Source organism: Daejeonella sp. (genome assembly GCF_044348475.1).
Lineage (GTDB): Bacteria > Bacteroidota > Bacteroidia > Sphingobacteriales > Sphingobacteriaceae > Daejeonella.
Genome location: NZ_JBIKSU010000002.1, coordinates 1 through 23,674, shown reverse-complemented (window position 1 = coordinate 23,674; position 23,674 = coordinate 1). Strand labels below are relative to the sequence as shown.

The following is a 23,674-nucleotide window of genomic DNA, read 5'->3' as shown; positions in this document are numbered from 1 at the left end:
CTTTTTTTTAGTTGTAAGTCTTGAGTTGTAAGTTGTAAGTAAATGGGTCAAAACTTATTACTTACAACTTATAACTTTTAACTTAATCCAATGTGATATCCAAACCTAAACCTCTTAATTCATGAACCAATACATTGAATGATTCTGGAACTGATGGAGTTGGAAGGTTTTCACCTTTAACAATCGCTTCGTAGGTTTTTGCACGTCCTACCACATCATCAGACTTAACAGTAAGTATTTCCTGAAGGATGTTGGCAGCACCAAATGCTTCGAGAGCCCAAACCTCCATCTCACCGAAACGTTGACCACCAAACTGAGCTTTACCACCCAATGGTTGTTGTGTAATCAATGAATATGGTCCGATTGAACGGGCGTGCATTTTATCATCAACCATGTGACCCAGTTTCAGCATATAAATAATACCCACTGTAGTCTGCTGATCAAAACGATCTCCCGTTAAACCATTGTATAGGTAGGTTCTTCCTGACTTAGGAATTCCAGCTTTATCAACCCATTCTTCAACTTCATCATGAGATGCTCCATCAAAGATTGGTGTAGCGAACTTCATTCCAAGTTCTTTACCAGCCCATCCTAAAACGGTCTCATAGATTTGTCCAAGGTTCATACGTGATGGTACACCCAGTGGATTAAGTACTATATCCACAGGAGTTCCGTCTTCAAGGAAAGGCATGTCTTCATCGCGAACGATTCTTGCAACAATACCCTTATTTCCGTGACGGCCCGCCATTTTATCCCCTACTTTCAGCTTACGTTTTTTAGCAACATAAACTTTAGCCATTTGTACAATTCCTGATGGAAGCTCATCACCAACACTGATCGCAAACTTATCACGCTTGTAAGCGCCAAGTTCTTCGTTCAGCTTAATGTTATAGTTGTGAAGAGTTTGTTTGATTAGCTCATTCTTATCCTCATCAGTTGTCCATTTAGTTGGGTTCACGTTTGCATATTCAAGTTCAGTTAGTATTTTCTGGGTGAATTTTACACCTTTAGCTACTAGCAGCTCTTTATACACATTAAATACACCTTGTGATGTTTTACCATTCACAATAACGAACAATTTCTCAATTAAGGTTTCTTTCAATTCCTTAACTGCTTTATTGTGCTTCGTGTCTAACTTCTCAATAAGAGCTTTCTCTTCTTGTTTGGTAGTTTTCTTAGCACGTGAGAATAATTTAGTATCAATAACTACACCATGAATAGACGGTGGAGTTTTCAACGAGGCATCCTTCACATCACCTGCTTTGTCGCCAAAGATTGCGCGTAAAAGTTTTTCTTCAGGTGAAGGATCAGATTCTCCTTTAGGAGTGATCTTACCAATCAGAATATCACCTTCTTTAATCTCAGCTCCAACACGGATAATTCCGTTTTCGTCAAGATCTTTAGTAGCTTCTTCTGAAACGTTAGGAATATCTGGAGTTAATTCTTCTTCACCACGTTTTGTATCACGAACTTCTAATTCAAATTCTTCAATATGTAAAGAAGTAAAAATATCTTGTGAAACAACACGCTCTGAAATAACAATCGCATCCTCAAAGTTAAATCCTTGCCAAGGCATGAATGCAACTTTAAGATTTCTTCCTAATGCTAATTCTCCATCCTGAGTTGCATAACCTTCACAAAGAACCTGACCTTTTTCAACTTTCTGACCTTTTCTTACGATAGGCTTTAAGTTGATACACGTACTCTGGTTGGTTTTCTTGAACTTAATCAGGCGATATGATTTAACTTCGCCCTCAAAAGATACAAGAACATCGTCCTCATTTCTTTCATAACGAATACGAATTTCATTGGCATCAACATATTCAACAACACCAGTACCTTCAGCATTGATAAGTGTACGTGAATCACGAGCTACACGGCCTTCAAGACCAGTACCAACAATTGGAGCTTCAGGACGTAATAAAGGTACGGCCTGACGTTGCATGTTGGATCCCATCAACGCACGGTTAGCATCATCATGCTCCAAGAAAGGAATCAATGATGCAGCAATAGAAGTGATTTGATTTGGCGCAATGTCCATTAAATCTAACTTCTTAGGCTCAATTATAGGGAAGTCACCTTCATAACGTGCCTTTACATGCGGAGTTTCAAAATTACCTTTATCATCGTATACTGCATTTGCCTGACCAATAGTTTTTCCTTCTTCATCTTCTGCAGAAAGGTAAATTACAGGTTCTTCAACTACAACACGACCATCTTCAACCTTACGGTAAGGAGTTTCGATAAAACCAAGATTATTGATCTTAGCATGAACACAAAGAGAAGATATCAAACCAATATTCGGACCCTCAGGAGTTTCAATAGTACATAAACGACCATAATGGGTATAATGTACGTCACGAACCTCAAACCCTGCACGCTCACGAGAAAGACCACCTGGGCCTAAGGCTGAAAGACGACGCTTGTGCGTGATCTCTGCAAGAGGATTGGTTTGGTCCATGAACTGTGACAACTGATTCGTTCCGAAAAACGAGTTGATTACTGAGGATAATGTACGTGCATTGATCAAGTCAGTTGGTGTGAATACTTCGTTATCACGAATATTCATTCGTTCACGAATGGTACGAGCCATACGGGCTAGACCAACACCAAACTGTGCATAAAGTTGTTCACCAACAGTACGTACACGACGGTTTGACAAGTGATCAATATCATCCACCTCTGCTTTTGAGTTGATCAATTTGATCAGATACTTAACAATGGCAATGATATCCTGCTTAGTTAAAACTTTAGTTTCAACAGGAGTACTTAATTTCAATTTACGATTGATGCGGTAACGACCTACATCACCAAGATCATATCTCTTATCAGAGAAGAATAAACGATCAATGATACCACGAGCTGTTTCTTCATCAGGTGGTTCAGCGTTACGTAATTGACGATAGATATGCTCTACCGCTTCCTTCTCAGAATTTGAAGTATCTTTTTGTAAAGTATTGTATATAATGGTATAATCACCGCTGTTCACAGCATCCTCTTTAGTAAGGATAATTGTTTTAACACCAGCTTCGATGATCATATCGATATGCTCGTCTTCTAAAACGGTTTCACGTTCCATGATGATCTCATTACGATCAATTGAAACAACTTCACCGGTATCTTCATCCACAAAATCTTCGACCCATTTCTTGAGCACTCTTGCTGCAAGTTTACGGCCTACGGCTTTTTTCAAGCCAGATTTGCTAACTTTTACTTCATCCGCTAATTCGAATAATTCAAGAATATCCTTGTCAGAATCATAACCGATTGCACGCAATAAGGTGGTAACCGGGAATTTTTTCTTACGATCGATGTATGCGTACATGACATTATTAACGTCAGTTGCAAACTCGATCCAAGAACCTTTGAAAGGAATTACACGGGCTGAATACAATTTGGTTCCGTTTGTATGACGGCTTTGGCCGAAAAATACTCCCGGAGAGCGGTGTAATTGAGAAACGATTACGCGCTCTGCGCCATTTATCACAAAAGTTCCTTTTGGAGTCATGTATGGGATCGTTCCCAAATAAACATCCTGAACTATTGTTTCAAAATCTTCGTGTTCTGCATCATTACAAGATAAGCGAAGCTTAGCCTTTAAAGGAACACTATACGTTAAACCACGCTCAATACATTCATGTATGTCATAACGCGGGGGATCAATGAAATAATCAAGAAATTCTAAAACGAATATATTTCTTGAATCAGAGATCGGAAAATTTTCGGAGAAAACTTTAAACAAACCTTCTTGATGGCGGTTGTCTGAAGTGGTTTCAAGCTGAAAAAATTCCTTGAAAGATTGTAACTGAACATCCAGAAAATCAGGATAGTCCATTACATGCTTACTGGTAGCAAAATTTACTCTTTCGTTGTGCTTAATTTTGTTTGCCAAGGGATTGAGAATTTAGTTTAGTAAATAAACTGCGACCTGTTATGCCAATATTACGGCGATGTAGATCATACATACAATGGGTATTATACAAATGGCAATAGACCCCGACGAAAATCGGGGTCTAAACCATAATTTATGAGTTAAGAATTACTTAATCTCAACAGTAGCACCAGCTTCTTCTAATGCTTTTTTCAATGACTCAGCTTCTGCTTTATCAACACCAGTTTTAACTTCTTTTGGTGCTCCATCAACTAAATCCTTAGCTTCTTTCAAACCTAAACCGGTAAGGTCTTTTACAAGTTTTACAACTCCTAATTTAGCACCACCCGCTTCTTTCAATATTACATCGAAAGATGTTTGTTCTGCTGCTGCTGCTGGTGCATCACCACCACCACCAACTGCTGCCACTGCTACTGCTGCTGCAGCAGGCTCTATACCATACTCATCTTTAAGGATTTGAGCTAATTCATTAACTTCTTTTACTGTTAAGTTTACTAATTGCTCAGCAAACGATTTTAAATCTGCCATTTTATTTTAATTTTAAAATTTCTGTACTTGAATAATTTAATCGAACTTCTAGGTGCCCGTTAACCTCTTTCTTGTAATGTTTTAACAATTCCTGCAAGTTTATTACCACCAGACTGTAAGCCTGAAATAACATTTTTAGCTGGAGATTGAAGCAATGCAATGATGTCAGCCACTAATTCTTCCTTAGATTTAAGGTTTATTAGGGCATCTAACTGATTATCGCCAATGAAAATTGATGAATCAATATATGCAGCTTTTAGTACCGGTTTATCACCTGTTCTTCTCAATTGTTTGATCAACTTTGCCGGAGCATTAGCTGACTTTGAAAATAAAATAGAGGATGATCCTTTAAGTACTTCAAACATTTCACTAAAATCACCTCCAGATGCCTCCATGGCCTTTCTGATCAGTTTATTTTTAGCTACCTGCATTTTGATACCGTTCTCGAAACATTTGCGGCGAATATCATTTACTTTTGCTACAGACAGGTTTGCGGTGTCGGTAATATAAAAATTACCATACTCAGCAATCGTCTCTGTTAAAGCAAGAACAACTTCGTGTTTTTCTTCTTTTCTCATGATTAGATTCCCGCTACTGATTTAGTTTCAATTTCGATTCCCGGACTCATTGTCGAAGAGATATGAATGCTCTTGAAATAAGTTCCTTTTGCTGCCGATGGTTTCAATTTAGAAATCGTTTGAATTACTTCTAACGCATTTTCATAGATTTTATCAGCATCAAATGATACTTTTCCGATCGAAGTATGAATGATTCCTGTTTTGTCAACTTTGAAATCGATCTTACCACCTTTAACATCACTAACAGCTTTACCCACATCTGTGGTAACTGTTCCTGATTTAGGGTTTGGCATAAGGTTACGCGGACCTAAAACACGGCCGAGTTTACCTACTTTAGCCATAACGCTAGGCATGGTAATAATGATATCAACGTCAGTCCATCCACCTTCTATTTTGGCAATATATTCATCCAAACCTACGAAATCTGCGCCTGCTGCTGTAGCCTCTGCTTCCTTATCAGGAGTACAAAGTACCAATACACGGACAGTTTTACCGGTTCCATGAGGAAGTGTTGCGATACCTCTTACCATTTGATTCGCTTTACGAGGATCAACGCCTAAGCGTACGTCCAGGTCAACCGATGCATCAAACTTGGTAGTGGTAATATCTTTAACTAATGCCGCAGCCTGAGTTAAAGTATATGCTTTACCTTCCTCAATTTTTGAATGTGCCTGTTTTTGATTTTTTGTTAATCTAGCCACTTCTTAAACTGATTTTATAAAATTAATTGTTCCAGGGTGCATCACCGCTAACGGTAATTCCCATACTGCGTGCTGTACCTGCAACCATTTTCATGGCTGATTCGACAGTAAATGCATTCAAATCGGTCATTTTATCTTTAGCAATGCTTTCAACCTGATCCCAGTTTACACTAGAAACTTTTTTACGGTTAGGCTCTGCTGAACCACTCTTTAAACCTGTTGCATCCAATAATTGGATTGCTACAGGAGGAGTTTTAATGATAAAATCAAATGACTTGTCTACATATACAGTGATTACAACCGGTAAAACTTTACCAGGCTTATCTTGGGTACGCGCATTAAATTGCTTGCAAAACTCCATGATGTTTACACCTTTTGCTCCCAATGCGGGACCAACTGGTGGAGATGGATTTGCAGCGCCGCCTTTGATCTGTAACTTTATTAAAGCACCGACTTCTTTTGCCATTTTTATTTATTTGTTTTTAACTCAATGTTAGTAGTGGAAGCTATGTAACATTTAAGACCTTTAAGTTGAAAGTTATAGGTTATACGTTATAAGTTATAAGTCCTAGGTTATAAGTTTCGCGACTTACAACTTACAACTTACTACTTACTACTTACTACTCCTTCTCAACTTGCATATAATTCAACTCAAGTGGTGTTCTTCTTCCGAAGATCTTAACCATAACCTTAAGTTTCTTTTTCTCTTCATTTACCTCTTCAATCACACCGGTAAACCCATTAAATGGACCATCCATTACTTTGACATTTTCACCAACGTAATAAGGAACATTCATTGCTTCACCTTGTTCAGCCATTTCATCAACCTTACCAAGGATCCGGTTAACTTCTGCAGCTCTCATTGGAACGGCATTTCCACCTTTATCTCCAAGAAAACCAATAACACTATTAATACCTTTAATTACGTGTTCTAACTCACCATCTAAAGCAGCTTCGATTAGTACATAACCAGGGTAAAAATTACGTTCTTTAGCAATCTTTTTACCATCTTTCATCTGGTAGTATTTCTCCATGGGGATTAATACCTGAGGTAATAGATGTGAAATACCAAGACGGTTAACTTCAGCCTCTAAGTATTGCTTTACTTTCTTCTCTTTGCCACTTACAGCCCGTACAACATACCATTTTAATTGATCGCTCATTTGCTTTAATTATGCCAGAGATTTATAAAACATCTTCAATGCATTACCAGCAGTTTCATCCATAGCTAAAATCACAAGTGAAATAATTATGGATGCTACTAATACCAATACAGCTGAATTTTGCAATTCTCCCCATGTAGGCCAAGAAACCTTTTGGGTCATTTCTGTATATGATTCTTTAAAAAATTCTACTACGTTAGCCATTTTACATTTAGCGTAAGCACGGGAACAAGGATTCGAACCCTGATCAAAGGTTTTGGAGACCTCTATTCTACCATTGAACTATTCCCGTTTAATAAATAACTAGGTTCACAAAATTAATTGTAAACTAAGCCCGTGTATTATAAGAAAACATAAGTCCACATTGGACTTATGTTATCGAATTAACCTTTATAAGAAATTGCTTATTTTACAATCTCAGTAACTTGTCCGGCACCTACAGTTCTACCACCTTCACGGATCGCAAAACGAAGACCTTTTTCCATAGCGATTGCGTTGATCAGCTTTACACTGATTGTAACGTTATCACCTGGCATAACCATTTCTACACCATCTGCAAGAGTGATCTCACCAGTAACATCTGTTGTACGGAAATAGAATTGTGGACGATATTTGTTAAAGAATGGAGTGTGACGTCCACCTTCTGCTTTTGACAATACATAGATCTCAGCTTTGAAATCAGTATGCGGAGTTACAGAACCTGGCTTACAGATAACCATACCACGACGGATATCAGTTTTCTCAATACCACGTAATAATAATCCTACGTTATCTCCAGCTTCACCTCTATCTAATATTTTACGGAACATCTCAACACCAGTAACAACTGATTTTAAGTTTTCAGCACCCATACCTAAGATATCAACTGCTTCACCTGAGTTTATAACTCCTCTTTCGATACGTCCTGTTGCTACAGTACCACGACCAGTGATCGAGAATACATCTTCAACTGGCATTAAGAAAGGAAGTTCAGTCAAACGCGGAGGAATTGGAATGTAGCTATCTACAGCATCCATTAACTCCATGATTTTACCAACCCATTTTGCATCACCATTAAGACCTCCCAAAGCAGAACCCTGAATAACAGGAATATCATCACCAGGGAATTCATAGAAGCTTAAAAGTTCACGAATTTCCATCTCTACTAATTCAAGTAATTCTGGATCGTCAACCATATCAACTTTGTTCATAAAAACAACCAATGAAGGAACACCTACCTGACGTGCAAGAAGGATGTGTTCACGAGTTTGTGGCATAGGACCATCAGTAGCAGCAACTACTATAATAGCTCCATCCATTTGAGCAGCACCAGTTACCATGTTCTTCACATAATCCGCGTGACCTGGACAGTCAACGTGAGCATAGTGACGAGTAGCAGTTGAATACTCCACGTGTGCAGTATTAATAGTGATACCTCTTTCTTTTTCTTCTGGAGCAGAGTCAATTGAATCAAATGAACGTGCTTCAGAAAAGCCTGCATCTGATAACACTTTTGTTATAGCTGCTGTCAGTGTAGTTTTACCGTGGTCAACGTGACCTATAGTACCGATATTTAAATGCGGCTTACTGCGGTCAAATTTTTCTTTTGCCATTTTGTTTTATACTAATTGTTAGGTTAATTTTATTATTGTTTTAATCTTAAATTCTTTACTGAGCCAACGATGGGACTTGAACCCATGACCTCTTCCTTACCAAGGAAGTGCTCTACCGCTGAGCTACGTCGGCTTTTAATTTGCTCTAAGCTTGCTACCCAAAGTTCTTTTATAAACTTTTGAATGACAAACAAACCCTTGAGCGGAAGACGAGGTTCGAACTCGCGACCTATAGCTTGGAAGGCTATCGCTCTACCAACTGAGCTACTTCCGCAAATCAATTCGATAATTAGCAAATGAGCAAATTAGCAAATTGGTAAATTAGTTATCAAAAATCTCAGCTGTTCAAATGAACTACTGATTCAATTTGCAAATTTGGTGGTGGGGGGGGAAGGATTCGAACCTTCGAAACCGAAGTAACGGATTTACAGTCCGTCCCATTTGACCGCTCTGGAACCCCCCCAACATTTTCGAGCCTCCTATCGGGATCGAACCAATGACCTACTGATTACAAGTCAGTTGCTCTACCAGCTGAGCTAAGGAGGCAAAATGTTTTAAACCTATTCTTAAGATAAAAAAGAACAACCTTTCAATGATTGATAACCTTTAATGGCAACCCCTCTCTGAAACGGACTGCAAATCTACGAAAATTTGGAGTTAGACAAAATTTTTTATAAAAAAAATTCGACAGTCATTTAGACTGCCGAAAAAGCAAATAATAATAGGTTGCTATGATTGAAAAAAAAATGAGTTTTGAGCCAATAGGCTTAGTAGCTAAAGATTACTGACATGGGAACGCAATTTTTCTTTACGTTTATCAAGCTGACGTTTGAGTGACTCCACAGCCTTGTCAGTTGCTTCTTCAAAAGTTTTACATTGCTCTTTTGCAAAAAGATCATTCCCAGGGATCAATAATTTAATTTCTGTTATCTTATTTTCTTCAACATCCGTATTTTCTAATTTAAGGTAAACTTCTCCACTAATAATCTGATCAAAAAACAGATCAAGCTTGTCTGCTTTCTTCTGAATAAAATCCAACAACTTAACGTCAGCTGTAAAATGGATTGATTGTACTCTGATTTTCATATTGCCTCCCTTTTTTTAATTAATGTAATCATTGATGAAATCGTAGCTTATTGAGTAGTAATAGCACAATACCCTAAGCACCTTTCAATAGTATTAAGCTTTAGGATGAGCCTGTTTATAAATTGATTTTAGTTTTTCTACTGAATTGTGAGTATAAACCTGTGTTGCTGCCAAACTTGAATGACCTAATAACTCTTTGATTGCATTCAAGTCTGCTCCTCTGTTTAATAATGACGTTGCGAAACTATGCCTCAAAATATGTGGACTTTTTTTATCGTGGGTTGAAATAAATGATAAAACTAGATTAACTGTTCGATAAATAAACTTTGCATAGACCTTATTACCTTGATTAGTAACGATCAAAGCAGCTGATTTGTTGTTGAAATTTTGATTTAATTTTTGAAGTTGATAATCGCTTATCAATTTTGTTAACGAGTTACTGATTGGAATGATCCTTTCCTTATTTCGCTTACCTAAAACCTTAATTTGTTGCTCATATACATTTATGTCATAGTCAGACAGGTTTACAAGCTCAGAAAGACGCATTCCGGTTCCATATAAGAGCTCTACTATCAAACGATCACGCATTCCCTGAAAATCATTACTAAATACATCCTGAGCATCTAGAAGAATATCCATCTTCTGTTCAGTGATAACTATAGGTAGTCGTTTAGGTATCTTAGGAGCCCTAACATAGATCATTGGACTATTTCCAATCAGATTTTCACGTTGAAGAAATTTGTAAAACGAACGGAGGCTTGAAATTTTACGATTGATTGTTCGAGCTTCAATTCCATCATCCATCAATGATACTATCCATGTTCGCACATGCTGATGAGTAACATTTAATAATTCAGATTGAAATGAAACTATATATTGAGAAAACTGATCGAGATCATTTTTATAGGCAGTTACGGTATGGGGAGAAAACCGTTTTTCGAATTGCAGGTATCGTATAAATTGCTCAATAAACATCAAAAACTATTTGCACATCCAATAGTTTGAATATACAAATAGTTTTAGAAATTATATGCTAAAATGAAATTAAACAGTTTCTATGTTTAATCCCTGCTTGTAAATAGCTTTTTTAACTTGCGTACGACGGGTGATAGATTTTTTCTCGTAGGCCTGACGGCTGCGAAGTTCTCTCAATACACCGGTTTTTTCGAATTTCTTTTTAAAGCGCTTAAGTGCTTTATCCAATGATTCGCCGTCTTTTACATTAATTATGATCATAATATACAGATACCCCCTTTCGGTTTTGGATTGCAAATGTACAATAAAATTTAATTCCAATGATATAGGAACAAAAAAATAGTGTGCCCAAGATTAGATTTAAACAGATTCCACTAAATAACTAGCTTTAAAAAGCAATGATTTTATTCATTAAACATCTAATCATGAATTTCAGAGCTGAAATTTAATTGAGATTATTTATGCAAGTATCAAAATATTAGTCATTTATAAGATACTAGAGAAATAATATTAGGAGTTACTTTTTTGAGTTTATCATTGGCATTCAAAAAATCAAGACTTATTACAAATGCATAACCAGCTACAAGCCCATCAAGCTTTTGCACAAGTCGGGTGGCAGCACTAACGGTACCGCCAGTAGCCAAAAGATCATCATGAATCAATACCCGTTGACCAGGTGTAATAGCATCTTCATGCAGTTCAAGAATAGCTGAGCCATATTCTAATTCACAAGGCTCTTCAACTGTCTTAAATGGCAATTTTCCCTTTTTGCGAATAGGCACAAATGGTATTTTCAATCTGTTCGCAAGCATTAAACCAAATAAAAATCCTCGGCTCTCAATTCCGGCAACCACATCTATTTCGACACCATTCAGTTGCCTAACAAACTCGTCGATTACGGATGTACATAATTTAGCGTCTTTTAATATAGGAGTTATATCCTTAAATAATATTCCAGGTTTTGGAAAATCGGCTATATCCCGAATAGCAAAATCAAGTTCCTTACTGATCATGGGGTAAAAATGCAAAGTATGGCTCAATTTTACGGATTATTTCTTTATTCAGGATAGCTACCTTATTTAAATCTTCAATTGATTGGAAATAACCATGCTGCTGTCGATATTGAATGATCGCATTCATTTGTTTATAGGTTAAGTAGGGATGTTTTTTAAGCTGGTCAAAGCCCGCTGTATTAAGGTTTATTTTTTGAATAAGCGCGGCGTCAATAGAAAACTGACCTTGAATCTGAGAATATTTAAGGGAGTCTATGCCATAAACTTCTTTCAGTTGCTCCTTGGTATAAAACCCTCCCAAGCGATCTCTATAGCGAATAATTCTGGAAGCGAAGGCTGGGCCAATACCCCTTACGGTTAATAGCGATAATGAATCAGCCAAATTTAGCTCAATAAGTGATCTAGGAATTTGATTATTGGATCTTGCAGCCTTTTCATCCTTCGCAAATTTATTAGCAGTATATGTTGCAACAATACGAATATAAGGTTCCAGCAAAGCATATTGAGCTTCTGAAATTGAATAAATTCTTTTCAGATCTTCTTTCTTGTAGAATTTGCCTCCTTTAGCTATATAATTATTGATAACCCTGATCTGCTTTATAGAAAAACCCAATTTCAGCCATTCCTTTTCGCCAATACTATTCGGATCAAATTCAAAATACACTGCCTTTACAGCTTCTTTTTTATTAGATGAATGGTAAACCCTAAGCTCTGAATTTTTAAAATTAGCTGCCTCAAGTTTAAATTTTTCAAGATCATAAACCTGCAGTTTGCTAAGCTTACGATAAAACCAGGGGCTTACCAGAATGACAAGAATAAGCAGAAATAGAAAGAATATACCATTCAACTCTTTTTTAGAAAAATTAAAAAATGATCGTAAAGAACTCAAATAATGTCGCATTGTTTTGAATGAGTAGTAAACAATAAAAACAGCTGTTCTTTGGAATACCGCGATGGAAATAACGGCACTGGGGGAATCTTTATAGAGACAGATTTAACATAAAGATAATATTAAAATATCCAATTTTGAAACACAATTAAATTAAAATCATGAAGATCATAACCAAAGCAGAATTTGAAAAGGCAAGCAAAATTGACAAATTGTATATGCCCGGCTTGGCTTCATTACTAATGGAGATCATGAGAATAAATGAATTGAATCAAGTATTTAAAAAAGCAGAGCATTTACAAGGTGAAGCATTTATAGATAAAATATTGCAAATTATCGGAATTGCCATTGATTTTGATGAGTCTGAATTAAAAAATTTTCCGAAAAATGGTGCTTTTCTAGCCATTGCGAACCATCCATATGGAGGAATTGAAGGATTGATACTCTTAAAAATCATGTGCCGTGTTAGGCCAGATTCAAAACTAATGGCCAATTTCTTACTTAAAAAGATTCCAAATCTTTCTGACTACTTAATTGGTGTCAATCCTTTTGAAAACATAGAAAACTCTTCGAGTATCAGCGGAATCAAAAGTACGCTCTTACAGCTCAATTCTGGTATTCCAATTGGTATATTCCCTGCCGGCGAGGTTTCAACTTATAAAACAAAGATTCAGAAAATAACAGACAGAACCTGGCATCCTGTAGTTGGTAAACTAATTAAAAAAGCTAATGTTCCTGTAGTTCCTATCTATTTTCATGGCAATAATGGAATCCTATTTAACCTACTGAGCTTTATTCACCCTACTTTAAGAACAGCAAAACTACCATCCGAACTTTTCAATAAAAAAGGGCATATCATCAGACTAAGAATTGGCAAACCTATCAAACCTTCTGAACTTCCAATTTATGATAATCCGAACAAACTGCTAGATTATCTTAGAGCTAAAACTTATGCATTAGGTGCCGGACTTGAAAATGAGAAAATAATATTCAATCCTCGTACTATTTTTAAAATCAAGAAAAAATCTCAGGAAATTGTAGCACCAATGTCAGTTAAAGATCTAGATAGCGAAATTGCTAATCTTACCGAATACCTAGTTTGCACCGAGAGAAATTATGAAGTCTATATTTGCTCTTCAACAGCAATTCCAACTATATTGAAAGAAATTGGCCGATTGAGGGAGATCACTTTTCGTGAAATTGGCGAAGGGACAAATAAACAGACTGATCTTGATGGATACGATATCAATTATTACCATTTATTTATTTGGGATAAGGAATCAAAAATGATTGTTGGCGCTTATCGAATTGGGAAAGGATCCGAGATATTCCATAGCATGGGAAAAAGGGGATTCTACCTGAATGAATTATTTAAAATTAAAAAACAATTTTATCCGGTACTCATGAAAAGTTTGGAGCTTGGACGATCCTGGATAAGAAAGGAATACCAGCAAAAGCCACTTCCCCTATTCTTACTATGGAAGGGAATAGTACAATTCCTTTCAAAAAATTCAGAATATCGTTACCTAATTGGACCTGTAAGTATCAGCAATTGGTTTACAAAACTATCAAAATCATTAATTGTAGAATTTATCAGAAATAATAATTTCGATCATGAACTTGCCCAGTTTGTTAAACCAAGAAAAAAATTCAAAGTTGATTTTTCGAAAATAGATAAAGATATGCTCACAGAAGGCAGCAAGACATTAAAGGATCTTGATTCACTAATTTCAGATATTGAGATCACTAACATGAGGATACCAGTATTACTGAAGCAGTATCTGGCACTAAACGCCAAGATAATCAGCTTTAACATTGATCCTAAATTCTCAGATAGTTTGGATGGATTTCTGATACTTGATATTCACACAATCCCAAATGAAATACTTAAAAAATTAGGAAAAAATATCCAGGATTGATTTATTAATGTTACCTTAACATAATTTTAATGTTAATTTAATGTTAAGTAATTAAAAATTGAGGCCTCAGATAGCTATTTTAAGCATAAAATTGTCAATGATAATCACATTTTGTTTATCAACTGCCAATGTATTTGCCGACAATTTCAGCATTGAATTTTATAATGGAACCTTCAATTTTGAGTTAAACGAAACCTCCAAAATTTCTTTTACTAAAGAACTTACACCTGAATCAATCTCAAATTTTTACAATAAACTAAACCAAAGTGATTATCAACCACTGCTATCTTCGCTTTTAGCCTACAAAGAAACACACCAATTAAATGATTGGATATACTATCAATTGATACGCAAAACTGCCGAGCAGATAAGCCCTAAAGTAGAAAATTACCATCGTTACACCTTGTATAAATGGTTTTTACTTAGTAAATCAGGATATGATGCGCGATTATCTATCGGGAATAATCGATTGATCTTTTATGTTAAGAATGATGAAAACATCAATGACATACCCTTTTTCAATATAGAAGGCAATAAATATATGTGTTTAAACTACCATGACTATGGTAAGGTAGATTTCGAAAAAGACAAAGTTTATCCTGTTCATGTGATTATCCCCGAGGCTGTGCATGCATTCTCTTATAAAGTTACCCGAATGCCCGATTTTAAGCCTGAATCTTATAGCGAAAAAGAAATTCAGTTCAACTACCGACAAAAGGCTTACCACTTCCAGATCAAATTAAACTCAGAAGTGGAAAATATCTTCAAAAATTATCCCGGAGTTGATTTTGAGTCTTATTTTAACATTCCGCTAAGTCATGAAACATACCACTCATTAATTCCGATGCTGAAAAAGAATGTTTCAGGCATGGCACAGAAAAAAGGGATTGATTATTTAATGCGGTTTACGCGCTATGCTTTTTTATATCAGAGTGATGAAAATAATTTCGGGAAAGAAAAACGTTTATCACCTGAACAAACCTTATTTTCAAAATACAGCGACTGCGACGACCGTGCAGCATTGTTTTTCTACTTGGTTAAGGAAATATATAACCTACCGATGATTGCTTTGCTCTACCCTACTCATATTAGTATGGCGGTACAGTTCGACAAAGCACAAGGACAGTCTATTATTTATAAGGGACAAAAATATTCAGTGTGTGAGCCAACACCACAAGAACAAGATCTCAGAATAGGTCAAATAGCAGAAAACCTTCAGAAGGTTAATTATGAGGTAGTTTACCAATATAGCCCAGTGGCTAAATAGGTTTGTAAAATTTAACAGAATCAAAATCAAATCAAAAAAAATACCCGCAATTGCGGGTATTTTTATAAAGGTTAATCTTAAAAAGGTTTAATATCCATTTGCGCCTTTAGTGAAGTTGAAACTAGTCCAGCCAGCCATCCAGTCTGTTGTTCCGAATGCACCGCGGTAGGTAGTTGCAGTGAAGTGACTATTAGTCAAATCGCCGGCAAATGCAGCACCTGTTAATGCAGGTGAACCTGCAGCAGGAAGCAAGTTAGGGGCTTTTAAATTAAATGGATCATTAATTTTTACTTCAGCAGTAGTGGCTAAGGTTAATGTAGCACTTGCCTCAGCCTTAGTTTTTACAGCATCACCAGTTGCTCCTGCAACAGTTACAGAACCAATTCTATATTGTGCTGTATTTGCATGTAATAAATTGTTCTTAAATTCAGAAGTTGTAGTGGTACCCACTAAACTATTGTAAGTTCCATCCGACTCTAAAGATAATCCACCTTTCATCCATCCCATTAAAACAGAATTGTTTAAAACAAAATTAGTAGACCTTCTGAAACGATTCGCGAAATTGTGGTTCTTTGAAGCGGTATTGTCAACGTTCGGACCTATGAAAGTGAAGTTAGAAAGTACCGGACGGGTAAGTGGTGTTGCCGTAGTACCTGTAGCGTCATTATCACACTCTATACCATTACCAGCATCACCAGCATCAATAAATGAAGGGTCTCTTAGGGCAACTCCAAACTGAATTCTACCGGTATATCCAAAATCGAAATCGAAATCATCATCAGCTGTTGCAAATGCTACTAAGTATTTTGCATTAACCGTTCCACCAAATATTTCGAAGGCATCATCATTACCATAAATAACCTGAACATATTCAATAGTTGTACCTGAACCAACTCCGCCTAAAGTCAAACCATTAATCTCAGAATTTGGCTGTGCAGCGATACCTGCAAATTCAATTCTAACGTACTTCAAAGTACCTGAATTATCGGCAGCAACAGTACCACCATAATTTTTACCAACACCACCCTCAATTGTTGGTTCTGTAGTACGGTTAGTAGTAGATTTACCAAGGATAACTACACCACCCCAGTCGCCCGGATTACGCTCACCAACGGGTTTTCCAGATGTAAATACAATTGGTTTTGCAGCAGTTCCTATGGCATTAATTTTTGCACCTCTTTCGATAATTAATGCTCCTTTATCTGCAACATCACTTTTAATAATTGCACCTGCAGCAATATTAATTTCACTGCCATCTTCAAAGTAGACATATCCTTTAAGTGTAAAAGTTCCTTCAGGAACATTTAAGACAGTGTTTTTATAAACACCTGTAATAATTTCACCATTTTTTAAGGTTACGATTTTTTTTGCGTTTGGATCGATCACCACCTCAGGTTCAGAATTCTTTTTACAAGAAGCAACTAGAACAACTAGCGCCAGAATTAAAGTTTTAAATTTCAATGATTTCATATTATTTTTTTTTATTTATTTAAAGATAGCTTGTGTAGGTTAGCTCAATTTTAAGCCAATATTAACTTTTCATACAAAAATTACTTTTTATTATTCCCAAGGCCTAAGTTATATGAAAATGACAGCGACACATTTGACCCAAGCTTTAATGAATTGATCATCCTGTCTATTCCAGCTCCTTCATAGGCCCTCTTCGTATTTCCGGCATTATTCTGATAAAATACCGTGCTTTGATTTAGGATATCACCAACATTAAGTTTAACCTCAGCTTGAGATTTAAGAATTTTCTTACTTACTTGAAAATCAAATACATCACGCGCATTTTCATAGATATCTGGGTATCCCTGATATCCTACAAGAAATATTCTTTGCCCAATACGGTTATAAACTGATGTGAATGTAAGAGCAGTTTTGGGTGAGAAATACTGCAAACCTGCATTGATCAAATAAGGGGATTGCCCTTGAAGTGGTCGGTCAATGCCCTCACCCTGAACTTGCGAATGGATGTAAGTAGCATTGGCGAAAGCAGTTAAATTATTTAACCATTCTTTATCGCCCATAAAGCTTAGCTTTTTACGAATATCAAGCTCAATACCTAAAGATGTTGCCTGATCTGCATTCAGGTAATTTATACCCCTAACCACAGGTGTTGAGTTTGAATTTACACGTTGCTCAATTGGATTATTAAAATTTTTATAAAAAGCTGAAACAGTAAAAGTTTCACCTGCAGAAGGATATAACTCATATCTTAAATCGCCATTGAAAATCTTAGCACGTTTTAAAGCAGGATTACCAGTTATCGAAGTCTGAGTAATGAAATCGTAATAATTAAATAAAGCTAATTCCCTGAATTCTGGCCTCGAAACTGTTTGAGATCCTGATAAACGAATGTTTGAGCGAGAATTTAAACTATATGAAAAATTAGCCGATGGAAGAACATCAAAATTATCCTGTTGTGCTGCAATTTTCTGTCCCGAAAAATCAATAGCATTTAAGGTTTGAGCAAATTGCTCAAAACGTGCACCATAAGAAAGTCTTATTTTTTCACCTAATTTATTATCCATTAATAAAAACCCGGCATTCAGATCAGAATTAGCATCATAACTATCCGTGTTATTTGAAAAATCGGTAAGGATATATCCATTAGTGCCGATATTGGCCGGTGCAAAAATTTGTTCTTTGGGCAAACCACTGATTGATGGCTCAAATGCTGATGGTCCTACAAAAAGATAATTGAAGATTCTGGCGCCAAAATTACGCTGCTTATATTGTTTCAAAAATCCAACTTTAAAGGTTGATGGCTGGTCAAACAATTTTACTGGAATTGCCAAAGCTGCCTGTGCGCCATAAGTATCTTCCTCTAGATTAGAGAATAATCTTCTGGTGTTTCTGTCAATTAAGCGGAAGGGCTCTTTTGATCCTAATGAACGGCGATAATCCAAAGAACGCTGATCAGGCTGATCACGCTCTACTCTAGAATAGTTCAAATTCCAAGTAAGTTTAACCTGCTTTTTTCCTAACTGACTTTCACCTTCCAATTGCGAATTCAAAAGACTTTTTGTGGTCAGGTCTGAAACATTCAAGCGAACATCCTGAATATTATCATTGGTAAAACCGGTTCTTGCAGTATAATTATCTTCAAACGAACGATTGTATATATTTTTGAATGCAATCTTATTGCCACCTTTGATGTAAGCAAAATTAGCTAGAGCTCCTAAATTGGTACTGTATTTAGAGATATTTTCGGAATACTCATAAAATGGACTGCCTGAAAACTCGTAATCAATTCTTTCTGCAAAAGCTGTATTTTGAGAATTTCTATAACTCAATGAAACTACACTTCCGAATGATCCGCTATTCTTTAAATCTTTTCTCTTTCCCCAGGTTAACTGATGATTTTGAGTAGGAATTGCCATGGGAGTAGATTCAGCATAAGCATTTTTGAGCTGCGCAGTATATTTTGCCTTTTCGGCATTTGACAAAGGATTATAAGATTGGAATGATCCAGGAAAACCTGCAGGAAGGTTACGACTACCATCGTCGAAACCAAGAAAATCATATTTATTTCTGTTATTCGAAGTAAAATCCTTAAAAGTAGATTGATTGTTATACCCAAAGCTAGCCGAAGCATTCAAAAAATTCTCTTCAGGAACATCGCGCGTAATCACTTGAATGATTCCTCCTGCAAAATCTCCGGGAAGATCTGCAGATGCTGTTTTATTAACAACTATACGGTCAATTAAATTAGATGGAATGATATCGAATGAAAAAGCCTTTCTATCCGGTTCAGATGAGGGTAACACTGCATTATTCAAAATGGATGAATTATACCTGTCGGCAAGACCTCTAATAATCACAAATTTGTTTTCCTGAATACTTGCTCCGCTGACGCGTCTCAATACTTCTGACGTATTTCTATCTGGCGTTTTTTTGATCAGCTCGGAGGTAATACCACTTGAAATACTGATGCTGTTCTTTTGCTGAGCATATAAAGCACTAATGCTTTCTTGTCTTACAGTTGCTGTGATCACTACTTCTTCTAAGGCGACTGAAGTAGCTTCTTCCATAATCACATCAAGATTTGTAGTTTTTCCGGCAAGAACCTCAATTTCTGTAATATTCTTACTTTGATAACCAACATATGAAAAAGTCAAATTATATTTTCCGGGATTTAGATTACCTAACGTATATCTACCCTCAATATCAGTTGAAGCACCCAATGCTGCTCCAGTAATTTTAACGGTAAGTCCTATTAAAGTTTCGCCTGATTTAGAATCAGTTACTTTACCTGAAATTTTACCGTTAAGCTGACTGTAGCCTACCTGAGTGCCTAGAATTAACAGGAATAAAAAGCTTAAAAATCGGAGAATACTTTTGTGTTTCACGTTGTTTGATTTTAATTTATACAAAAGTATTACCACAATATTAACACAACGTAGTATTAAGGTTATGTATAAATCACCAATCTGTTAAGCCTATGTTAAATATGTTAAGATAGTATTAACAAATAGGACGATTAATCTAAGAATGAGTACTAGAATTTACAATAAGATGATTCTTTGAAGCATTTCAAGGAGGAAATAGGGCAAATTTAATCTAGTTTAGAGAACAAATAAACTAGCTTAAATTTATACGAATTAAGAAAAAAATACTTTAGATGAAAAAGACCACCGTGGAGATAAAAACCGCTAATAAAAAATTCTGATATTAGGAATGTCAGCGAGGTCTTGAAATTTTGCAACAAATCTTTTTACTAGATTGTGAGAATGTTTAGTACTTGATCTTTGCCTTTTTCAGAATGAAATGAAGTAACCAGATTGGCCCAATTAAGAGAAATTTAATATCGTCTAGAAAGGAAGGTTTTTTTCCTTCAATCTTATGCCCAATAAACTGTCCAATCCAGGAAATAATAAAAATACCAAGGCATATCTGCCACATCTGGGGCCAGCCTGCGGTATTATGCATTTTCTCAAGAGAGACAATCCCTGCAGAAAAAAACATCATCAGCAAAAGCATGAGATAAGACAGTACTGGTGATAATTTATAATAATAATAAATTGCAAAAGCGATTAAAAAAGAAGCCCAATTGACATAGCCATTATATTTCCCTAGAAACTCCAAATATGGAAAGGGAATAGCCCAAACTAAACCAAACAAACTAAACACGATAGCCGGAACGCATATCCAGTGAATAAGTTCATTGGTATGGTTCTGATGACTTTCAGAATATTTATCAAAGTAAACATCAACTAGGCGCGATTCTGCTTGTTTTTGCATATCTAAGGGAGTTGTAAGTTATAGGTTGTAGGTTGTAGGTTATAGGTTATAGGTTTTAGGTTTAAATACGCTTAAAATTCAAATCCAATTATTAAAGGATTAATGATATACTTATAACTTATAACTTATAACTTATTACTTATTACTTATTACTTATTACTTATTACTTACAACTTACAACTTATTACTTCTAACTTAATACTACTTCGCGTAAGCAACAGACCTTGTTTCGCGTATCACGGTAACTTTTATCTGTCCAGGATAAGTCATTTCTGTTTGAATACGGTTAGAGATATCAGCAGCAAGGATCTCTGCAGCAGCATCGGTGATTCTTTCACTTTCTACAACCACTCGCAATTCTCTACCTGCTTGTATCGCAAAAGTTTTTTCAACTCCCGGATATGATAAGGCAAGTGACTCAAGTTCTTTAAGACGTCTGATATAACTTTCTACTACTTCTCTTCTTGCTCCCGGCCTTGCGCCTGAAATTGCATCACAAGCCTGAATAATTGGAGATATCATGGAAGTCATCTCAACTTCATCGTGGTGAGCACCAATTGCATTACATACTTCAGGATGTTCCTTGTATTTTTCTGCAAGTTGCATACCTAAAATTGCATGTGGCAATTCCGGATTATCATCTGGCACTTTACCAATATCATGTAAAAGTCCGGCGCGTTTAGCCATTTTAACATTCAATCCAAGTTCTGCGGCCATGGTTGCACAGAAATTAGCTACTTCACGGGAGTGTTGTAAAAGATTTTGTCCATAAGATGAACGATAACGCATTCTTCCAACCATCCTGATCAGTTCAGGATGTAGCCCGTGGATTCCAAGATCAATTACGGTACGCTCACCAATCTCAACAATCTCATCTTCAATTTGCTTTTTAGTTTTTGCAACTACCTCTTCAATTCTTGCAGGATGTATACGTCCATCTGTTACTAAACGGTGTAAAGCCAAACGGGCAATCTCACGTCTTACGGGATCAAACCCTGAAAGAATGATCGCCTCTGGTGTGTCATCAACAATAATCTCAATTCCGGTAGCAGCCTCAAGTGCACGGATATTTCGCCCTTCACGCCCAATTACTCTTCCTTTGATTTCATCATTTTCAATATTAAAAATCGAAACGGTATTTTCAATTGCACTTTCAGTAGCGGTGCGCTGAATAGTCTGAATTACAACTTTTTTAGCTTCCTTACTTGCTGTTAATTTAGCCTCGTCAACAATATCCTTAATCTGGATCATTGCTTGTGTACGAGCATCCTCACGCAATGAATCAATTAATTGATTTTTAGCATCTTCTGCAGATAAGCCAGCAATTGCTTCCATTTGCTGAATATGTTGATTCTTTAAAGCATCTACATCTTCCTGCTTCTTTTTGGTGAGTTCAATCTGTTTTTCCAGGTTAGATTTAACAGTGGTTAATTCTTCTTCCTTACGTGTCAGATTTTCGAGTTTCTGGTTAATTGACTGCTCTTTTTGCTTGATTGAATTTTCTCGCTGATTGATGGTATTATTCTTCGTATTAATTTCCTGCTCATGATCAGCTTTCATTTGCAAAAACTTTTCTCTTGCTTCAAGAAGTTTATCTTTTCTAAGAATCTCGGCATTGGTTTCAGCATCTTTTAGAATCTTTTTAGCCTTATTCTGAGCTCCTATTTCCTGGTTACGGAATAGTTGGCTAAGTAAAAACCGCCCAAGTACTACCCCTGCAGCAAGTCCAATTAAAATGTAAAGTGCTATCTGTAATATGTCCATAATTATTTTAAATAAAAAAACCGCAAAAATTTAAGTTTCATGTACTGTAAAAGCTTGATACATTAGCATGCTAACATATTAAGCTTTAACTAGTGAAACTCAAAAATTTAACTGCGGTTAAATCTTGAATGCTCTTAAATATTGAAAACGATACTACTTTGAAAAAAAATCTGTCAACAGCTGATCCAATTGATAAACCTTTTCTGTAACATCTGTGTCTTCATGCATTACTTTCTTTTCAGCTTTTAATGTAGCTGTAGCATAATGTAAAACACACATGGATAACAAATCCTGTTTATCCCGAACCGCATAATTTTCTTGATATTCTTTTATGCGATCATTAATTATTTTAGCTGCCCGTCTAATCACTTCCTCTTCTTCCATGTTTACCTTTAACGGGTAAACTCGATCGGCAATATTTATTTTTATGGAGATTTCTCCCATTTGAGCTTAGTTCACTAAGTATTACTTTTTTAGCAACACAATACACTTATCTATTTCGCGTACAAATTCGGTAATTTTTTGCTTTATGTCAAGAGTTTTTTCACTAAGGTTCAAATCAGCAGAAGAATTACCCTCTAATGAACGAGCTAAGGTTAAAACTCTTAACTTTTCTTCAAGATCTGTTTTCAATAAATTTCGGCTATCAACAGCCTGTTTTAATGAAAGATTCTCCTGTTTCAATAAGTCATTTTCCTCCTGCAAAGCCGTACAAAGCTCTATTAACCTGCCTGTTTTATCTATTACTTTACTAAGCTGATCTGCGACTGTCATTTAAGTAGTAAGTTTTAAGTAGTAAGTTTTAAGTGGTAAGTAGTAAGTATTAAGTAATAAGTATTATTTCAGTCCTTTAATAATTGAATTTTAAGAGATAATTAAACCTATAACTTACAACCTATAACCTATAACTTATAACTTACAACCTATAACTTATAACCTATAACTTACAACCTACTTCCTTATCTCTGCTCCTGCCTGCTTTTCGAAATTAAGTATTAATTTCTGCATAAGCGCCTCAATTTGCTTATCCGTCAAAGTTTTCTCTTCATCTTGAATCAGA

21 protein-coding genes and 5 tRNA genes are annotated in these 23,674 nt (G+C 36.0%); 2 read left to right on the top strand and 24 right to left on the bottom strand.

What is annotated here, in order from left to right; genetic code table 11:
• Positions 1-82: 82 nt before the first annotated feature.
• The 18 genes from rpoB to ACIQZ6_RS00905 all read right to left on the bottom strand — a co-directional run bounded on the left by rpoB (position 83) and on the right by ACIQZ6_RS00905 (position 12,417).
• Positions 83-3,892: a DNA-directed RNA polymerase subunit beta gene (gene rpoB / locus ACIQZ6_RS00990; protein WP_395807290.1), complete on the bottom strand. Its 3,810-nt coding sequence runs from the start codon at positions 3,890-3,892 to the stop codon at positions 83-85.
• A 147-nt stretch (positions 3,893-4,039) separates the two neighbouring features.
• Positions 4,040-4,420 carry a 50S ribosomal protein L7/L12 gene (rplL, locus tag ACIQZ6_RS00985; protein WP_395807288.1) on the bottom strand — a complete coding sequence of 127 codons (381 nt, stop codon included), beginning with the start codon at positions 4,418-4,420 and terminating at the stop codon, positions 4,040-4,042.
• A gap of 59 nt (positions 4,421-4,479) precedes the next feature.
• Entirely contained in the window at positions 4,480-4,998 is a 519-nt protein-coding gene (gene rplJ, locus ACIQZ6_RS00980) for a 50S ribosomal protein L10 (protein WP_395807286.1), read from the bottom strand.
• Between the two features lie 2 nt (positions 4,999-5,000).
• Positions 5,001-5,699, bottom strand: coding sequence for a 50S ribosomal protein L1 (rplA, locus tag ACIQZ6_RS00975; RefSeq protein WP_395807284.1), 699 nt, complete (start codon positions 5,697-5,699; stop codon positions 5,001-5,003).
• A gap of 22 nt (positions 5,700-5,721) precedes the next feature.
• Positions 5,722-6,165 (bottom strand): 50S ribosomal protein L11, encoded by a 444-nt coding sequence (gene rplK / locus ACIQZ6_RS00970; protein WP_395807282.1) that lies wholly within the window; start codon positions 6,163-6,165, stop codon positions 5,722-5,724.
• Positions 6,166-6,319: 154 nt separating this feature from the next.
• Positions 6,320-6,862 (bottom strand): transcription termination/antitermination protein NusG, encoded by a 543-nt coding sequence (nusG, locus tag ACIQZ6_RS00965; protein WP_395807280.1) that lies wholly within the window; start codon positions 6,860-6,862, stop codon positions 6,320-6,322.
• A 9-nt stretch (positions 6,863-6,871) separates the two neighbouring features.
• Complete coding sequence (gene secE / locus ACIQZ6_RS00960) at positions 6,872-7,066, bottom strand: preprotein translocase subunit SecE (protein ID WP_395807278.1); 195 nt, start codon at positions 7,064-7,066, stop codon at positions 6,872-6,874.
• Between the two features lie 17 nt (positions 7,067-7,083).
• Positions 7,084-7,154 (bottom strand) — tRNA-Trp (locus ACIQZ6_RS00955).
• A gap of 112 nt (positions 7,155-7,266) precedes the next feature.
• Positions 7,267-8,454 carry an elongation factor Tu gene (tuf, locus tag ACIQZ6_RS00950; RefSeq protein ID WP_395807276.1) on the bottom strand — a complete coding sequence of 396 codons (1,188 nt, stop codon included), beginning with the start codon at positions 8,452-8,454 and terminating at the stop codon, positions 7,267-7,269.
• A gap of 61 nt (positions 8,455-8,515) precedes the next feature.
• Positions 8,516-8,587 (bottom strand) — tRNA-Thr (locus ACIQZ6_RS00945).
• A 68-nt stretch (positions 8,588-8,655) separates the two neighbouring features.
• Positions 8,656-8,728, bottom strand: a tRNA-Gly gene (locus tag ACIQZ6_RS00940).
• A gap of 105 nt (positions 8,729-8,833) precedes the next feature.
• Positions 8,834-8,917, bottom strand: a tRNA-Tyr gene (locus tag ACIQZ6_RS00935).
• 10 nt (positions 8,918-8,927) lie between these two features.
• Positions 8,928-9,000: transfer RNA gene (locus ACIQZ6_RS00930), tRNA-Thr, on the bottom strand.
• Between the two features lie 228 nt (positions 9,001-9,228).
• Positions 9,229-9,540, bottom strand: coding sequence for a ribosome hibernation-promoting factor, HPF/YfiA family (gene hpf, locus ACIQZ6_RS00925; RefSeq protein ID WP_395807274.1), 312 nt, complete (start codon positions 9,538-9,540; stop codon positions 9,229-9,231).
• A gap of 93 nt (positions 9,541-9,633) precedes the next feature.
• Complete coding sequence (locus ACIQZ6_RS00920) at positions 9,634-10,515, bottom strand: tyrosine-type recombinase/integrase (RefSeq protein WP_395807272.1); 882 nt, start codon at positions 10,513-10,515, stop codon at positions 9,634-9,636.
• 69 nt (positions 10,516-10,584) lie between these two features.
• Entirely contained in the window at positions 10,585-10,776 is a 192-nt protein-coding gene (gene rpsU, locus ACIQZ6_RS00915) for a 30S ribosomal protein S21 (RefSeq protein ID WP_090700886.1), read from the bottom strand.
• A 221-nt stretch (positions 10,777-10,997) separates the two neighbouring features.
• The gene (locus ACIQZ6_RS00910) at positions 10,998-11,528 is read right to left on the bottom strand and encodes an adenine phosphoribosyltransferase (RefSeq protein WP_395807270.1); all 531 of its coding nucleotides are present in this window, start codon (positions 11,526-11,528) and stop codon (positions 10,998-11,000) included.
• Positions 11,518-12,417: a helix-hairpin-helix domain-containing protein gene (locus ACIQZ6_RS00905; RefSeq protein WP_395807268.1), complete on the bottom strand. Its 900-nt coding sequence runs from the start codon at positions 12,415-12,417 to the stop codon at positions 11,518-11,520. The genes ACIQZ6_RS00910 and ACIQZ6_RS00905 overlap by 11 nt, the downstream gene beginning before the upstream one ends.
• A 161-nt stretch (positions 12,418-12,578) precedes the next feature.
• On the opposite strand from ACIQZ6_RS00905, the gene ACIQZ6_RS00900 reads away from it, so the two are divergent.
• Positions 12,579-14,336 (top strand): lysophospholipid acyltransferase family protein, encoded by a 1,758-nt coding sequence (locus ACIQZ6_RS00900; RefSeq protein WP_395807266.1) that lies wholly within the window; start codon positions 12,579-12,581, stop codon positions 14,334-14,336.
• 97 nt (positions 14,337-14,433) lie between these two features.
• A complete protein-coding gene (locus ACIQZ6_RS00895) occupies positions 14,434-15,603 on the top strand; it encodes a hypothetical protein (protein ID WP_395807264.1) in 1,170 nt (389 codons plus the stop codon).
• A gap of 87 nt (positions 15,604-15,690) precedes the next feature.
• Here ACIQZ6_RS00895 and ACIQZ6_RS00890 read toward each other — a convergent pair whose 3' ends face one another.
• From ACIQZ6_RS00890 to ACIQZ6_RS00865, 6 genes are all read right to left on the bottom strand, one after another.
• Positions 15,691-17,073, bottom strand: a complete 1,383-nt coding sequence (locus ACIQZ6_RS00890) for a hypothetical protein (RefSeq protein WP_395807262.1) — start codon at positions 17,071-17,073, stop codon at positions 15,691-15,693.
• An 80-nt stretch (positions 17,074-17,153) separates the two neighbouring features.
• A complete protein-coding gene (locus ACIQZ6_RS00885) occupies positions 17,154-19,958 on the bottom strand; it encodes an outer membrane beta-barrel protein (protein ID WP_395807260.1) in 2,805 nt (934 codons plus the stop codon).
• Between the two features lie 385 nt (positions 19,959-20,343).
• Positions 20,344-20,850 carry a DUF962 domain-containing protein gene (locus tag ACIQZ6_RS00880; RefSeq protein ID WP_395807258.1) on the bottom strand — a complete coding sequence of 169 codons (507 nt, stop codon included), beginning with the start codon at positions 20,848-20,850 and terminating at the stop codon, positions 20,344-20,346.
• 201 nt (positions 20,851-21,051) lie between these two features.
• The gene (rny, locus tag ACIQZ6_RS00875) at positions 21,052-22,614 is read right to left on the bottom strand and encodes a ribonuclease Y (protein ID WP_395807256.1); all 1,563 of its coding nucleotides are present in this window, start codon (positions 22,612-22,614) and stop codon (positions 21,052-21,054) included.
• 153 nt (positions 22,615-22,767) lie between these two features.
• Positions 22,768-23,058, bottom strand: coding sequence for a cell division protein ZapA (locus tag ACIQZ6_RS00870; RefSeq protein WP_395807254.1), 291 nt, complete (start codon positions 23,056-23,058; stop codon positions 22,768-22,770).
• Between the two features lie 21 nt (positions 23,059-23,079).
• Positions 23,080-23,388, bottom strand: a complete 309-nt coding sequence (locus ACIQZ6_RS00865) for a hypothetical protein (RefSeq protein WP_395807252.1) — start codon at positions 23,386-23,388, stop codon at positions 23,080-23,082.
• Positions 23,389-23,674: the final 286 nt, after the last annotated feature.

Excerpts from the sequence above, each read along its gene's own strand:
- rplL (WP_395807288.1), bottom strand. The coding sequence starts at position 4,420 with ATGGCAGATTTAAAATCGTTTGCTGAGCAATTAGTAAACTTAACAGTA.
- rplJ (WP_395807286.1), bottom strand. The coding sequence starts at position 4,998 with ATGAGAAAAGAAGAAAAACACGAAGTTGTTCTTGCTTTAACAGAGACG.
- rplK (WP_395807282.1), bottom strand. The coding sequence starts at position 6,165 with ATGGCAAAAGAAGTCGGTGCTTTAATAAAGTTACAGATCAAAGGCGGC.
- nusG (WP_395807280.1), bottom strand. The coding sequence starts at position 6,862 with ATGAGCGATCAATTAAAATGGTATGTTGTACGGGCTGTAAGTGGCAAA.
- secE (WP_395807278.1), bottom strand. The coding sequence starts at position 7,066 with ATGGCTAACGTAGTAGAATTTTTTAAAGAATCATATACAGAAATGACC.
- tuf (WP_395807276.1), bottom strand. The coding sequence starts at position 8,454 with ATGGCAAAAGAAAAATTTGACCGCAGTAAGCCGCATTTAAATATCGGT.
- hpf (WP_395807274.1), bottom strand. The coding sequence starts at position 9,540 with ATGAAAATCAGAGTACAATCAATCCATTTTACAGCTGACGTTAAGTTG.
- ACIQZ6_RS00920 (WP_395807272.1), bottom strand. The coding sequence starts at position 10,515 with ATGTTTATTGAGCAATTTATACGATACCTGCAATTCGAAAAACGGTTT.
- rpsU (WP_090700886.1), bottom strand. The coding sequence starts at position 10,776 with ATGATCATAATTAATGTAAAAGACGGCGAATCATTGGATAAAGCACTT.
- ACIQZ6_RS00910 (WP_395807270.1), bottom strand. The coding sequence starts at position 11,528 with ATGATCAGTAAGGAACTTGATTTTGCTATTCGGGATATAGCCGATTTT.
- ACIQZ6_RS00900 (WP_395807266.1), top strand. The coding sequence starts at position 12,579 with ATGAAGATCATAACCAAAGCAGAATTTGAAAAGGCAAGCAAAATTGAC.
- ACIQZ6_RS00895 (WP_395807264.1), top strand. The coding sequence starts at position 14,434 with ATGATAATCACATTTTGTTTATCAACTGCCAATGTATTTGCCGACAAT.
- ACIQZ6_RS00890 (WP_395807262.1), bottom strand. The coding sequence starts at position 17,073 with ATGAAATCATTGAAATTTAAAACTTTAATTCTGGCGCTAGTTGTTCTA.
- ACIQZ6_RS00880 (WP_395807258.1), bottom strand. The coding sequence starts at position 20,850 with ATGCAAAAACAAGCAGAATCGCGCCTAGTTGATGTTTACTTTGATAAA.
- rny (WP_395807256.1), bottom strand. The coding sequence starts at position 22,614 with ATGGACATATTACAGATAGCACTTTACATTTTAATTGGACTTGCTGCA.
- ACIQZ6_RS00870 (WP_395807254.1), bottom strand. The coding sequence starts at position 23,058 with ATGGGAGAAATCTCCATAAAAATAAATATTGCCGATCGAGTTTACCCG.
- ACIQZ6_RS00865 (WP_395807252.1), bottom strand. The coding sequence starts at position 23,388 with ATGACAGTCGCAGATCAGCTTAGTAAAGTAATAGATAAAACAGGCAGG.